Below are 15,805 nucleotides of genomic sequence, written 5' to 3'. Positions count from 1 at the left end.
CTGTGGCTTCTCTGTTCTTTTTCTTCAATACGCAAACAGAAAATTGCACGAAGACGATATGTGTTTTCAAATAAAAGATTTTCATCAACATATCATAATATAATAATACTTTTATTCTTCTATAAAAATAGAAAAACATTAACTATTAAATAAGTTTTCGATAAAAATATTTACTTAAAATAACAAAAAAATTATTAAAAATAAATACATTATGTATGTAAATATAAACAACTATTTAAATAATATAAATAACTATTTACATAATAATACTATTTATTTAAATAACTAAACAGAAATATTAATATTTCAATTTCACTCTCTTTTACATCCTCTAAGTTAGGAAAACATTCATGTCTAAAAAATCCCTCTTACTATGCACAGCAACCGCAACAATCTTGCTGTTTGGCACCCATTACAATCTACATGCGGAAAACATTGACATTAATAAAAAAGGAGAAGTAAAAACAGCTACACAAGGAGCAACCTATGGCTATCTTCAAGCAGTAAATGGCAGCAAAATCATTGGTAAAAATTTAACAATTGTCGGAGGTCATCCAATAAACGATAATCTGATGGCTGTGGTTGCTAAAACTGGGAGTTCGATTGAGTTATGGAACACAACTATTAAAAGTGACAACGATACTGAGATGGATAATGGTCTTGAAATATGGCAGGGAAGCATAATCAAAATGAACGGAGGTTCTATTGCAGCTAAAAATATCGCTATTATCGACACCGATGACAGTGGCGAAAGCATACTGGAAAACGTAAAAACATCTGGCAGTAAAGAAAACAAACCAGCGAGATGGGGTATTGAGATCCGCCACGGCACTGTTAATTTGAAAAATGTCACTGTTTCTAAAGCAGAGATCTACGCCGTCGAAGCATCATCTAAGACCAAAGTAATAATATCTAAAGGATCTTTCGGTGGTATAATACACGCTAATCAAGGCAGCACAATTACTTTAAATGATAATGTTACAGTAACATCTGAAAAAAATGGACTTCATGCAGATGGTGACAAAGCTCAAATCACAATGACTGGAGGAACTGTAAAAGGGCAAAAAAGTGCTCTGTTGACAGAAAATGGCGGATATATTGATGTCACAGATATCACTCTCACCGCAGATGGGAAAGGAACAGGTGCAAAATCCATTGGTCCTAACAGCATGATTGATTTGCATGATAATGCAACCATTAAAGAGGCTGTCATCGGACTTGAGGCAAAAGACAATGGTGTCATTCAAATGACAGGTGGATCTATCACTGTTTCCCAGACAGGAGCTTCTTTTGAGAACAACAATAATGACAAAAATAAGCTAGAAAATGTTGTGATAAAAAGTAGCAGCGATGATAAACCTATAACCACAGGTGTAAGTGCTGATAAAAAAAGCACGCTTGCTTTAAAAAATATCACCGTTACGAACGCAAAAAAAGCTCTCTTTGCTAATGATAATTCCCAAATAACAGTAACGGGCGGAGGTTCCTTTGGAGGTGAGGTACAAGCTAAGCAAGGCAGCACAATTACTTTAAATGATAATGTTAAAGTAACATCTGAAGATGATGGACTCCATGCAGAAGGAGATCAATCCAAGATTACGATGACAGGTGGAACAGTGACCGGCAGTAACAGTGTGTTATACACAAAGGCTGGTGGATATATTCATGTCAAAGACGTTGCTATGACAGCAAATGGAAGCGGAACAAAATTCGGTGCATTTGCAAGGGGACCCAGTACGATCGAATTGAATGGAAACACAACAATTAAAAATGCTTCGGTCGGTGTTAAAGCCCAAAGTAGTAATGCTACAATCAAAATGACGGGAGGATCCATTGAGATTTCGGGAGGCGATGCAATAGGTGCATTTTTCTATGATACCAGCAGCAAAGAAAACAAACTGCAAGATGTAAAAATATCGACTGATAAAGATACTTTCCTTATGGAAAATGGTGTCAGTGTTGGCAAAAAAAGTTCTGTTACTTTGGACAATGTAACCATTACACAAACACAAAGTGCCATATTTGCAAATGAAGAATCTCAAATCACGATCTCTGGAGGATCATTTGAAGCGGAAAAAGATACTGTATATGCGAAACAAGGCAGTACTATTACTTTAGACAACAATGCTAAAGCTACATCATCTAATGGAAATGGGCTCCATGCAGAAGGAAATCAATCCAAGATTACAATGACGGGGGGAACTGTAAGAGTAAAAGAAGCTGCATTTATCGTAGAAAATGGTGGACATATTGATGGAACAAATATTACTGCAATAGCAGAAAACAAAGGAATAAAGTTTGATGACGCCCTACATGATCAAACCTCAGAAATCAACCTGACCAATACAAACCTTCTCGTCGAAGATGGAACGGGTATTGTTGCCAACAATTCATTAAATGGTAAACTCAACCTCAAAGATTCAAAAATCAATGCCGATAGATTATTCGTGAGTATAACCCATGATACGCCAAAACCTGATCAAATCTTTATACTCACCGCAGAAAACTCTCTCTTACAGGGGGGAGTAAGAAATGACGAAAACAGCAGAACAACTTTTGATCTAAAAAACAACACCATATGGACATTGAAGAACAGTGCAAAAGAAAAAGATGAAGATGGTAATCTGCTTGATATTGCCCAAAGATCTCGTTCTGATATCTCTACACTTAATCTTGATAATAGCTCCATCATTTTTAATGGACCAACAGAAGACCATTATCACACATTGCATATAGGATCGGGAAAACCAGACACAAAAGCAGTCTACAATGCAACAGGAGACGCACAAATTCACTTCAACACTGAATGGAGTGATGGCATAGCAAGCGCCGATCAAAAAACCGATAGGCTGCTCATCCATGGTGACGTAGAAGGCAAAACAGCGGTTTATGTCACAGGGCGTCTCGAGGAAAACAATGTTAAAGCAAACACGTCCGTCTCTGCAAATACGCGGGGTGTTTCACTTATCCAAGTTTCTGGAAAAGCACAAGAAGACTCTTTCAAGCTCGTCAATGGCTATACCACAAGAAATGGTTCACCGGATATGTACACGCTGCGTGCCTATGGTCCAGACTCAAGCCAAGGAAAAGCCAATATCGCGCAAAACCTCTTCGATGAAAAAAACGAAGATTTCTGGGATTTCCGTTTGCAACCTGAAATTCTTGAAACGGGTTCTGGTTCAACAGGTCCTGGTTCTAACCCAACTGTGGTCGCTCCTGTACCACAAACGGCAGGCTATATCGTCATGCCCAATGCTCTCTTCTATAGTGGATTGGTCGATATGGCCAAGCAAAACGCGCTGTTAGCCAATATGAGAGCATCTGTCTTGGGAAAAGAAGAAGAGAAAAACACCGGTTTCTTCCTCTACACCTATGGAAGTACAGGAACCTTATCCTCTGAACGTGGTCCTCTCAAATATGGTTATGGCGCTGACCTCCGCTATGCTGCCCTACAAGGTGGTGTCACACTGTCTGCGCTGGAAGGACAAAACTCCACAACACATTTTGGTCTTGTCGCAACTTATGGACAACTCTCTTTCACTCCAAAGGATATGAAAGATGCTGGGAAAAACACATTGGACAAATGGTCCCTCACAGCCTATGGAAGCTCGCAATACGACAATGGTTTCTATATTGATACACTTTTATCTTATGGGATCTTAAAAGGCGATATCACCAATGCTATCATTGGCAAAACGGCAAAATTGAAAAATGCCAAGATGTTGAGTCTTTCCACCACTGTTGGCAAAGAATTTGCAACTGGAACGGAAGGCTTAACACTTGAGCCACAAGCACAGCTTGCCTATCAACATTTGATGTTTGACACCATTACAGATGTCAATAATTTCACCGTTGATATGAACAATCCTCATCAATGGATGATCCGTGTTGGTGGGCGTTTAACCAAAACCCTTTCCACTGAAAACAACCGTCTGATGTCTTTCTATGGAAAAGTCAACTTGATCAAAACATTTGGTGATGATGGGACCATCCAGATTGGCAGAAGCTTTGACCTTGATCCTATGGGAGCTGCGATTGAAGGCGGCGTTGGCATCAATGCACAACTCTCCCATAATTTCTCCCTTCATGGTGATGTCAGTTATCAACAAAAACTTCAAAAAACCGGTATATCTGGAGCAAGTTTTTCCGGTGGAATACGTTATCAGTTTTAAAGCAAGACTGTAACAACAACCTATTATTCTTTTTATTATCATATCAGAAAATCATGCACGCTATAAGACATCTACATGCCTTACAGCACGCCACACCTCAGAGGAGCAAAATATGATAACTAAAACTCTCACAGAAAGTTTATCACTGATAAAAATCCTATAATATAAGAACGGAAACACAAAAAGTTATATTGCAACAACAATATGGAGCATCTCCAGAAATTAAAAATAGAAAGAAACTTATTTTCTCTTCTGTAGAAGCTCTCACACCCTTTCTTCTCTATGAGCAATAGGCTCAATACTTGCTTCAAAAAACATCTTTGTATAATGATGTTGTGCGTGCAAATTGCGCAAATCATCATTGCTAAGCTCTTCAAGAATAACCCCTTTATGCATAATCCCAACACGTTCACAGATGTGTGCAACAACAGCAAGATCGTGGGATACCATCAAATAAGTGAGCTTTTTTTCCTCTCGTAATGATTTCAACAAGTTCAAAATTTCGGCCTGTACCGATACATCCAATGCAGATGTCGGTTCATCAAGCAGCAAAACCTCTGGCTCAATAATCAAAGCACGCGCAAGAGCAATACGTTGACGTTGTCCTCCAGATAACTCATGCGGATAACGATAAAGAAATGACGAATTTAAACCAACAGAATTTAAAGCATCACGTACCCGCTCTCTTGGATTATCCATACCATGAATTTTAAGAGATTCAGAAAGAACAGTATGAACCATTTTTCTTGGATGAAGCGAAGCATAAGGATCTTGAAATACCATCTGAATTCGACGGAGAGAATCCTTGTTCCTTTTTTTGGCGACTTCTTTTCCATCAAAAATAAAACGCCCACTATAATCTGCAATAAGTCCAACCAATGTATTCAAAATAGTTGATTTTCCACATCCTGACTCACCAATTAACCCATAAGCTTCACCACGCTTAATATGAAAATTAACATTTTTCACAACCGTTACGGACTTATGTCTATGCCCAAAAGTTACAGATAAATTAGAAACATCAATTATATTCTCACAATGGGTCATGGAGCAACTCCTTCAACACCATTAACAATCGTAGGATTATGCAACCAATCAGGATCGCGTTCAGGAACAGCCAAAACATCAACAGGATTATCAAGCCGTGGCAAACTTGCTAGCAGAGCTTTAGTATAAGGATGACAAGCGCGAGATAAATCAGACGCAGGCAATTCTTCTAACACACGACCTGCATACATAACCAAAACACGATCACAAAAATCAGCAATCATATTCAAATCATGACTAATAAAAATAAGTCCCGTTCCAGATTTAGTCACAAGTTCATCTAATACTGATAAGACTTGGCGTCTTACTGTAATATCAAGGGCAGAGGTTGGTTCATCTGCAATAATGAGATCAGGCTTAGGAATAAGCATCATAGCAATCATTACGCGTTGCCCCATACCACCTGATATTTCATGAGGGAAAAGACGCATTACATGTTCAGGATCACGGATATGAACAGATTCCAACATAGAAATTGTCTTGTTCCACGCATCAGCTTTTGAAACACGGTAATGAATACGGTAAGCCTCCATAATCTGCGGCCCAATCCGTATTAACGGATTAAGTGAATATTTCGGATCCTGTAAAATCATTGAAATACGCTTACCCCGAATAGTTCGCATCTGAGGTTCACTTGCACGCAATAAATCGATACCATCAAAGCACATTTTTTTAGCTTTGACCATTGCTGCTCTTGGACTCAACTTGAGTATCGCGCGCCCAGTCATTGATTTTCCAGACCCGGATTCGCCAACAATTCCAATTTTTTCCTTTCCAACGGAAAAACTAACGCCACGCACAACTTCTGAAAGACCGCGCGTTGTAGGAAAAGAAATACGTAAATCTTCTATCTCTAATAATTTTTTAGCCATTACGTGGATCCAATAAATCACGAAGCCCATCACCCAAAAGATTGAAAGCAAGGCTTGCTAACAATATTGCACAACCTGGTATCGCTGCTAACCACCAATTTGTCATCATAAATTCACGCCCAGATGAGAGCATTGCACCCCATTCAGGACTTGGTAGTTGAGCTCCTAGCCCTAAAAAGCCAAGACCAGCAGCCGTTAAAATAATGCCAGACATATCTAATGTTAACCGGACAATCACTGAAGGAATACACATCGGTGCAATATGAAACAAAATAATTCGCAAAGTAGAAGCTCCCTGCAATCGAACTGCTGAGACATAATCAGATGAACGTATTGTTAAAGTTTCAGCACGCGCTAAACGCGCTATTGGCGGCCATGCTGCGATTGAAATTGCAATAGATGCATTTTCAATACCTGGTCCCAATGCTGCTGAAAAAGCAAGAGCTAAAATCAAACTGGGAAAAGCAAGAAAAATATCAACAATGCGCATGAACACAGTATCAACCCATCCTCCTATATAGCCAGAGACAGTTCCAACAATTAGTCCTATCGGTCCCACAATAATTGTAGTGAGAAAAACAATATAAAGAGTAATACGTGCACCAAAAATGAGACGACTAAAAATGTCACGCCCTAATTCGTCTGTCCCAAAATAATGTAACATAGAGGGGGGCTGCAACCGATGAGCTAGATCATTACTAACAAAATCATCAGTAGCAATCCAAGGAGCAAAAATTGCACAAAAGACAATAACAAGAATAATTATCAGTCCGACTACTGCCGAAAAATTATGCGAAAACTTGATGAATGCATGAAAAAACCTTTGCACATTAGCTTGAAACATTGACCGCGGAACAGCTTCATTTAACCAACCGCCCAAAGAAAATGACGATTGTGATTTATGATGATTCATTATTGTCATATTCAACGTGTCCTTGGATCAAAGATTCGATAAAGCAAATCAGAAAATAAATTAATGACGACAAAGAAAAACCCGACAAGTAGAGTACATCCAACAACTGCATTCATATCTCCAGCCAAAAGAGCATTTGTCAAGTAATGTCCAAAACCAGGCCAAGCAAAAACCGTTTCTGTTAATACAGCACCTTCTAATAAGAAAGCATAAGAAAGCGCAACCACAGTGATAATCTGAACAGCAGCATTACGAAAAGCATGCCCCCACACCGTTCGTGCTAACGATAATCCCTTCACACGCGCAGTAATGATATATTCCTGATTGAGCTGTTCAATCATAAAACCACGAGTCATACGACTAATATAGGCCATAGCACCGAATGCTAAAATTAAAGCAGGCATAATAATATGGCTAAAAGCATTATAAAAAGCGTCCCACTGTCCCTGTCGAGCAGTATCCCAAAGAAAAAATCCTGTTTTGGGTTCAAAAGAATATTCATAAATAAAATCAATACGTCCTGGACCACCAATCCAGCTAAGCTTGGCATAAAATACCAATAACGCCATTAGTCCAAGCCAAAAGGTCGGGGTGGAATAGCTGAGAAGTGTAAAAGTACGAACAAAATAATCAATAAATGAATCGCGATACATTGCCGCAAAAACACCAAATGGAATACCAAAACTCGTACCAATAACAATAGCAACTGTGGCAAGCTCTAATGTCGCAGGAAAAACGCGCATAATATCCTCCAAGACAGGACGTCCTGAAGTTAAAGCATCTCCAAAGTCAAACAAAAATATATTGTGAAGATAATTCCAATATTGAACAATCAACGGCTTATCAAGACCCAACTTATAAAACATTGCATCATAAGCTTCTTGACTGATATTATCACCAAGAATAGCGAGAACGGGATCTAAAGGGAGAAGATGACCAATAAAAAAAGTGATCGTCACTAAACCAAGCAATGTGATAAAAACGGAAAGAAGCAATTTCAATCCCTTGAAAAAAAAGTCCCATACAAACATTCTTCTCTGCTTTTGGGATATTGCTCTTTCAGATTCTGGAAATGGCAAAACCATTATAATATCCCCCTCCATAGCTACCAAACATAAAGCGAACACCTTTTTTTAATAATTTAAGAAAATCCTCATAAAGCATGCTCTACACGAACATACTAGCCTCTATTTTTCTGCTTCATTGTAGTAGAGTCTAAAACTATTCCAAACCCATTTTTTTACTGAAGCGCCCATACCAACGGTATAGTATGTCTGAAACAAATAAACCATAGGACCATGTTCAAACACATAATGCTGTAAAGCACGATATTGCGCAATACGCTTTTTTTGGTCTTGTTCAAATAACGCATCCATCACCATTTTATTGATATTTTCATCATAATATCCAGCACGCCAAGCCAAATACATATTGTGCTTTTTTGTAAATGTTGGATCAGGATTAAAAACATGATTTAATGAAGCAGGATGTCCATCAGGATCAGCACTCCCCCACCCCATAAGAGCAGTATCATAATTTCCACCACGCACACGGTTCAGCAATTGATTTTGTGCCATTTTCTCAATTGTAAGCTCAACACCAATTTTGCGCGCGTTGGCTTGAATAGACTGTGCAACAGATGACATATAACTAAGGCTACCAACTAAAAGATTAGCCTTAAAACCATCAGGATAACCCGCCTCACTGATTAACTGTTTTGCCTTTTCTAAATCTAACTTAAACGGCAATCCCTCTTTTTCATCCAAAGCACCAGGAACTCCTAACGACATATAAGTCGCACGTGGAATTCCTATACCCTTTAGAACAGTGTTGCCAAGACCTTCGTAATCAATCAAATAACGCAATGCCAACCTGACTTTTTCCTGAGCAAAAATTGCATTCTTATTGTTCAAAGAGAGATAAATAATCTGCGGTCGCAAAACACGGCTAATTTTGACCGCCCCCCCCTGTCTTTCAATATCCAAAACATCCTCTGAAGAAAGATCACGTGCTATATCCACATCACCTTTTTCCAAAAGAAGTCTCTGGCTTGCTGATTCAGCAACATGCTGCACGACAATCTGCTTAATTTTAGGCATATCTCCCCAATAATGTTGGGTAGCCTGTAAAACAACTTTTTCTCCTGGAAACCAGCGTACTAATTTATAAGGTCCAACACAAGCAGAATGCGTAGCCAGATACTTATTACCCATATCTCCATCAACACTCTTTGCCTCAATTGTTTTCCGATCAAGCAAAGCAGAAGCATAAGATTGCCCAATCACTGTCAATATAAGTTGGACAGGATAAGGCTTATCCAATTTTAATTGTAAAGTTTTATCATCAAGAGCCTGAATATTTGTTTCGATATTGTCTTTCGTAAACCCATAATCCATCAAAGATTGCGCATAATTCAATCCTAATTTAATAATTCGTTGCATTGACCACGCGAGATCTTGTGCTGTTGCAGCCCTTCCATCATCAAACTTTAAATCATCACGAAGATGAAAAACAATTCTTTTCCCATTATCAAAAACATTCCAAGATTTGGCCATAGCAGGACGAATTTTTGTGGGATCATGCTTATCATATTGCACTAACGCACTGCAAATATTCGTCAAGAGTTCACTTGTTACAACCTCAACCGTTTGCGCCGGATCAAAACTGCTAATGGAATCAATATTCCATGCCAACACCAATGTATCTTTAGAGGATGCACTTAAGCCTGATGAGAGAGATCCATTTAAAAAACCGATAATGCCTAATAAAATACAAAAGTTTTTCAACATTGCTTTTTTTCTCATTTTATCCTTTCCTTTTGCATTTTATTTTATCTTTTTCACAAAAAGTACTTCTGACTTCTCTATTTTAACTCTTGAGTATAACAGTAAAAACTTCCACTTTACTGATCGAATATCCATAAAATAATCTTTTAGAGATTAAACTTTAATCAAGATGCTACTAACTATATCACAGTAAAAAGATATCTACAGAAATATTACTTTCCATACTATTCAACATTATTTATCCCCAATAAACGGTCCTTAATCATAGACTTGTACAAAAATCCCCCCGCATTTTCACAGCTTAAAGACTCTACGCGGAAGGATATTTTTTATTACTTACATCAGAATGACGCTCTTTGTGTATTTTACAACATTTAATACGCGCTTATTTTTCAATTGCACTATAAAAAATACGTGGCGCGCTATTCCAAACCCATTTTTTAATATCAGGTGTCATAGCGACAACAGCATATTTCTGAAAGATAAAAGCATAAGGTCCTTTTTGCATAAGCTCACGCTGCAAATCAGCATAGATTTGTACCCGCTTCTGTAGATCTTTTTCAAACAATGCATCTTCAACCTTTTTATTCATCTCTGCATCAAAATATCCATGCTGCCAACTCGGATAGGCTGTTTTTTTAGCCTCAAACCGATTATCAGGATTATAAATAACGTATGCAGCCATTGAATGAGGATCTGCAGAGTCATTATTCCAGCCAACAAAAATCGTATCAAAAGCACGTGCATACAGTTTCGAAAACACCTGGGTACCTGCCAAACGTTCAATTTTAAGACGCACCCCTACCTTTGCTGCATTATCCTGGAGTGTCTGAGCAATTGGCAAAGCATAATGAGATGTTCCTACCAACAAATTGACCTCAAAACCATTCGGATAACCCGCCTCTGTTAAAAGCTGCTTTGCTTTTTGAAGATCAAGTTTAAAGGGTTGTCCTTCTTTTTCATCCAAAGCTCCAAAATTTCCGAGAGGAATAAAGCTTGCACGGGGAATACCATCACCTTTCAGAACGGTCTTTCCAAGACCTTCATAATCAATAAGATAGCGCATCGCCAAACGCACTTTTTCATTAGCAAAAATTGGATTGGTCATATTGAATCCCCAATACATCATGGAGGGCTCCAACACTCTTTCAACCTTAATATCTGTTTTTGCTTGAAGATCTGCGATATCCACAGGCGTCAAATCACGTGCAACATCAATATCATGTTTTTGCAACAATAAGCGTTGTGTTCCTGGCTCCGCAACATGGCGAATTAAAATCTTCTTCAATTTAGGTGCTTTACCCCAATAATTAGGACTTGCACGCAATAAAAGAGCTTCTCCAGGGCGCCAACTGCTTAACTGATAAGGTCCCACACAAGCAGCATGACTGGCCAAATATTGATTTCCCATATCACCATTTTTCTCGTGTTTCATAATTGTTTCACGATCAAGCAAAGCAGTAGCATGACCTGCAACAACATTGTTAAGAATAAGCTCTGCTGGATAAGGCTTATCAAATTTCATCACCACAGTTTTATCGTCCGGTGCTTGAAGAGCCTCATCAACATTTTGTTCTGTAATCCCATATTCATTAAATGTTGCTGCCTTAGCCATTTTTAATTTAACAATCCGCTTCATGCCCCAAACAAGATCATTGGCGTGAGCAGGACGACCATCATTAAACTTCAAACCATCTCGTAAATGAAAAGTAATCACTGTACTGTGATCATCACCTGAAACATCCCAATGGGTTGCTAAAGAAGGAACAATTTTGGCTGGATCATCTGTAGCAGTACTGACCAAATTATCACAAACATTAAGAACAATTTCATTTCCATAAACGTCATTGACTTTCGCAGGATCAAATGTACTCATTGCATCGAGATTCCAAGCCATCACAAGGGTGTCGGCGGGTGTTTTTGCTGAAACCTGTTGCACAAGCATCCCCAGTGCAATAACAGCAGAAACAAAAGAAGTACTGCTTTTCAAGATCTTTCTTTTCATGTTCATAGACTTTTCCTTTTAAAGTTATTGTATCAATCCATTATTCTCAATTCTCAAATGGCACGGCAAATTTATAACAACAAAGATTGAATAAACATGTGACTTCTACCCGCCAATATCCTATCCGCACTATAATAGTTCCTTGCCCACCACAATAAGTGACATCTCATCTCCAAATTAATTATCGAAACTGTAATCTTTATGGAAATCCATTGCACAGAGTGCCATAATTTCAATATTCCATTCCTTTAAACTGTATCACAAATAAAATATGCAAATCTTAGAAACAGTCGTATCTTCTTACACTCTTAGTTTCAAAATGCACCCTCATTTCCACCGCATTATCAAAATTGAACAGAACAAACAGAGATAAAATTGTACTGAAAAATACCAATTTCTCTAAGCCTTATTTTTCCAAGGAAGGAGCTCACAAAAGAATACACAATAAAAAATACTTTGATTTATTGGTAAAAATAAAATTGATCATACTTCCCCTATGAATCAAAACACGACTGACTATAAAACTCCAATTTCAACGCTCATTATTGCTTTGCAACCACTAAAAACAAAGCCCCAAACAACATATCGCCGCAACTCTTCTTTCCAACGACATATTGAGAGATTCAATCAAGAAATTGAGTAGAACAACTCCATCTAAGCCTAAGCATCCTCCCAAAAACTGGGATCATACGTAGCAAAATCACTCCTCAAAAGAAAAGCTATCAGATAATAAAACGCAACACAAGCATTTGGTAATGAGACAGCATACAAATATTAGCAATTGTCCTATATTTAACAAATATAGTTCATTCAATTGCACAAATTTAATAATGCTAAAATAAATTTAAACAAAAAAACTGAAAACTACTTTATATTCATCAAAAAATATAAATAAAATAACTGTCATTATTATTAAGCGCCGTACAAACACCATTAAACAAAGTTTAATAAAAACCATAATATAGATAGCCCCCATCATAATTTCAGGAATAAAAATTTTAAAAACTATTTCTGAAAAATGACTCACTGATTTTCTTTACATTTTCTAAAACCACTGTATCAGTTAAAATGCATTCTATACTATCACGCCCAGAAATGATGAGCCAATAACAATAAGAAAACCATCAAAAGATCATAGAATAGGCTTTTATTTTCTTCTTAAAATATCTCTTTGAAACAAAGGGGAGCTTTGCAAACTTACCGACAAAAACATCCTTCAAGATGATCATTAACAATCCCAACAGACTGCATAAAAGCATAACAAATTGTGGGACCAACAAATGTCCAACCACGTTTCTTCAAATCTTTAGAAAGACGAAGAGAAGCAGGTGTTATAGGGTTAGCCAAAAGTGTTTGAAAATCTATCTTTTCATAACGCTCCGAGTGTGGAGGTTGAAAAGACCAAAAATAATGGGACAAACTCCCCCACTCTGTTATAATTTCCTGCGCTCTAAAGGCATTATGAAGCACCGACCGGATTTTGCCTTGATGACGAACAATGCCTTTATCCTGCATCAACATTTGTATTTTTTCTTCACCATAATGTGTAATTTTTTCAAAATCAAAATCATCAAACGCACTCCGAAAAGAAGAGAGTTTTTTTAAAATTGTGAACCAAGAAAGCCCTGCCTGAAAACCTTCAAGACAAATTTTTTCAAACAAACGGCGATCTTCAAAAACAGGTTTTCCCCATTCATGATCATGATAAGCACAATAAAGTGGATCTGCTCCTGCCCACGCACAACGAACTTTTCCATCTTCTCCCATAAGAAGTCCTTCATCGAGCACCACATTGTTCATATTAAAAAAGCGTTCCTTGATCATCTTGCTTCGATTTTATCCGTTTCGATTTTGAAGATCGGCTGAGAGCATGATCATGTGTTGAAACACTAATTTCACCATCAAAAAAGCGTAAGTTTATTGGCCCCGTTTCAGGAAGTTGCCTCAACCGTTTGATGGGCTTATCATCTTGCCCCAAAGCCAAAACAAATCCACGTTCTAAAATATTTTGATACGAAGTACTTTTTAAAAGTCTAAACGCACCCTCTAGTTGAGCACGTTGTTTTTCCACATTGCAAACAAAAGCACGATGAAGACGTGCAGTATATTCTTTTATATTGCGTTGTGCTTTTTCCGTATTGAGCAAACGTGGTGCAAGACGGATACCAAGTGCATGGAAATAAAAACGTTTTTTATCGTAACTCACACAAAGCGCACGCTGCAATCGGCTTGAAATTTCATCAAAACCACGCCGTGGTAGAGCGAAAAGTTGGTCCGCAACCGGAAGTCCCCGTATAATAGCACGCAATTTTTGTCGATAAAAATCAAAATAACGCACGAGTCCCTTACGCAAACGTGCACCAAGCGACGCCACATACACTTCGAGATCAAGCTTAACAGGAACAGCTTTCTCTGCTGCTGCTGTAGGAGTTGGAGCACGCCAATCAGCAACATAATCAATCAAAGTCCAATCTGTTTCATGCCCAACAGCAGAGATAACCGGAAGAGCAGATGCATAAACAGCACGAACAACGGCTTCATCATTAAACCCCCACAAATCTTCTAAACTTCCCCCTCCCCGTGCAACAATAATAAGATCGGGTCTTGGAGTAAGTCCCCCTAAAGGAAGAGCATTAAAACCTTCAACAGCAGCCGCCACTTCTCTTCCACTTGTTTCCCCCTGCACACGGACCGGCCAAACCAAAATATGTAATGGAAAACGATCTGATATACGATGAATAATATCGCGAATAACAGCACCTGTTGGTGATGTTACAACACCTATAATTCGGGGCATATAAGGCAAAGGTTTCTTTTTGGCTTCATCAAATAAACCTTCATCCGCAAGCTTCTTCTTACGATTTTCTAGAAGTGTCATCAAAGCGCCAATCCCCGTTGGCTCCAGCGCTTCAATAACAATTTGATATTTCGATGACCCTGGATAAGTTGTCAGTTTACCAACAGCAATCACTTCCATCCCTTCTTCTGGAGGGAATTTAAGCTTTTCCATAATGCCGCGCCAAATGACAGCCTCCAACCGCGCCTTATCATCCTTTAAAGCAAAGTAAGCATGCCCTGAAGCATGAGCACCACGATAACCTGATATCTCTCCACGCACCCGCACATAACCAAACTTCTCTTCAACAATGCGCTTCAAAGCCCCTGCTATTTCGGAAACACTAAATTCTGCTACATTCGTTGCACTTGCTTTTTCATCAAAAAAATTTACCATTTTTCAATTCACAGAAGTTGAAAGATCAATCTTAACACTCACACAAACACATCTTTAATGAAAATGAAATGTCTCTCTAAAAGAGCATGTCTTGAAATGATATTCTATACACAACATATCAATTCATCACCGCTAGACTTCGACGTTTTGTAAAGCTTTTAAACTATAGACAAAACGTCGAAGATATCATGATGATACTCTTATTGTATTGTACAATACTTCAAACTCCTTATTTTTCAATTGCACTATAAAAAATACGTGGTGCGCTATTCCAAACCCATTTTTTTACATCAGGTGTCATAGCTATAGTGTGATACGTCTGATAAATAAAAGCGTAAGGACCTTTTTGCATAAATTCACGCTGCAAATCAGCATACATTTGCGCCCGTTTTTGTGGATCTTTTTGAAATAATGCATCCTTAACCTTTTGATTCATCTCTGAATCCAAATATCCATGGCACCAACTAGCATAACCTGTATTTTTTGCCTCAGACCGATTATCAGGATTGTAAATAAGACGTGAAGCCATTGTATGAGGATCTGCAGAGTCATTATTCCATCCGAAAAAAATCGTATCAAAAGCGCGTGCAGAAAGTTTTGAAAATAACTGCGTACCTACAAAACGTTCTATTTTAAAACGCACCCCTATCTTTTTTGCATTGTCTTGGAGTGATTGGGCAATGGGTAAAGCAAAGGGATAAGGAGAAGCTCCCGCAAAAATATTGGCCTCAAAACCATTTGGATAACCTGCTTCTGTCAAAAGCTGCTTGGCTTTTTG

10 protein-coding genes are annotated in these 15,805 nt (G+C 38.2%); 1 reads left to right on the top strand and 9 read right to left on the bottom strand.

All coding sequences use genetic code 11. From position 1 onward, the window contains the following. Nucleotides 1-350 precede the first annotated feature (350 nt). A complete protein-coding gene (locus ME1_RS03385) occupies nt 351-4,172 on the top strand; it encodes an autotransporter outer membrane beta-barrel domain-containing protein (protein WP_004863225.1) in 3,822 nt (1,273 codons plus the stop codon). Between the two features lie 264 nt (nt 4,173-4,436). On the opposite strand, the gene ME1_RS03380 is transcribed toward ME1_RS03385, so the two are convergent. The 9 genes from ME1_RS03380 to ME1_RS03335 all read right to left on the bottom strand — a co-directional run. Beyond that, nucleotides 4,437-5,219, bottom strand: a complete 783-nt coding sequence (locus ME1_RS03380) for an ABC transporter ATP-binding protein (protein WP_004863224.1) — start codon at nt 5,217-5,219, stop codon at nt 4,437-4,439. Then, on the bottom strand, nt 5,216-6,091 hold the full coding sequence (locus tag ME1_RS03375) for an ABC transporter ATP-binding protein (RefSeq protein WP_004863222.1): 876 nt from the start codon (nt 6,089-6,091) through the stop codon (nt 5,216-5,218). Before ME1_RS03375 ends, ME1_RS03380 begins: the two co-directional genes overlap by 4 nt. Beyond that, entirely contained in the window at nt 6,084-7,013 is a 930-nt protein-coding gene (locus ME1_RS03370; protein WP_004863219.1) for an ABC transporter permease, read from the bottom strand. Before ME1_RS03370 ends, ME1_RS03375 begins: the two co-directional genes overlap by 8 nt. A 2-nt stretch (nt 7,014-7,015) precedes the next feature. Next, nucleotides 7,016-8,089 carry an ABC transporter permease gene (locus tag ME1_RS03365; protein ID WP_004863216.1) on the bottom strand — a complete coding sequence of 358 codons (1,074 nt, stop codon included), beginning with the start codon at nt 8,087-8,089 and terminating at the stop codon, nt 7,016-7,018. A gap of 102 nt (nt 8,090-8,191) precedes the next feature. After that, complete coding sequence (locus tag ME1_RS03360) at nt 8,192-9,808, bottom strand: ABC transporter substrate-binding protein (protein WP_004863215.1); 1,617 nt, start codon at nt 9,806-9,808, stop codon at nt 8,192-8,194. Between the two features lie 367 nt (nt 9,809-10,175). Further along, a complete protein-coding gene (locus ME1_RS03355) occupies nt 10,176-11,801 on the bottom strand; it encodes an ABC transporter substrate-binding protein (RefSeq protein ID WP_004863213.1) in 1,626 nt (541 codons plus the stop codon). 1,191 nt (nt 11,802-12,992) lie between these two features. After that, the gene (locus ME1_RS03345; RefSeq protein WP_035011633.1) at nt 12,993-13,619 is read right to left on the bottom strand and encodes a DNA-3-methyladenine glycosylase I; all 627 of its coding nucleotides are present in this window, start codon (nt 13,617-13,619) and stop codon (nt 12,993-12,995) included. Continuing rightward, nucleotides 13,597-15,027: an exodeoxyribonuclease VII large subunit gene (xseA, locus tag ME1_RS03340; RefSeq protein WP_004863208.1), complete on the bottom strand. Its 1,431-nt coding sequence runs from the start codon at nt 15,025-15,027 to the stop codon at nt 13,597-13,599. The genes ME1_RS03345 and xseA overlap by 23 nt, the downstream gene beginning before the upstream one ends. 229 nt (nt 15,028-15,256) lie before the next feature. Further along, nucleotides 15,257-15,805: ABC transporter substrate-binding protein (locus ME1_RS03335; RefSeq protein ID WP_004863206.1), on the bottom strand; the 549-nt coding region annotated here is incomplete at its 5' end.

This window comes from Bartonella vinsonii subsp. arupensis OK-94-513, assembly GCF_000278235.1.
Classification (GTDB): Bacteria; Pseudomonadota; Alphaproteobacteria; order Rhizobiales; family Rhizobiaceae; genus Bartonella; species Bartonella arupensis.
This window is presented reverse-complemented; position numbering and strand designations above follow the sequence as displayed.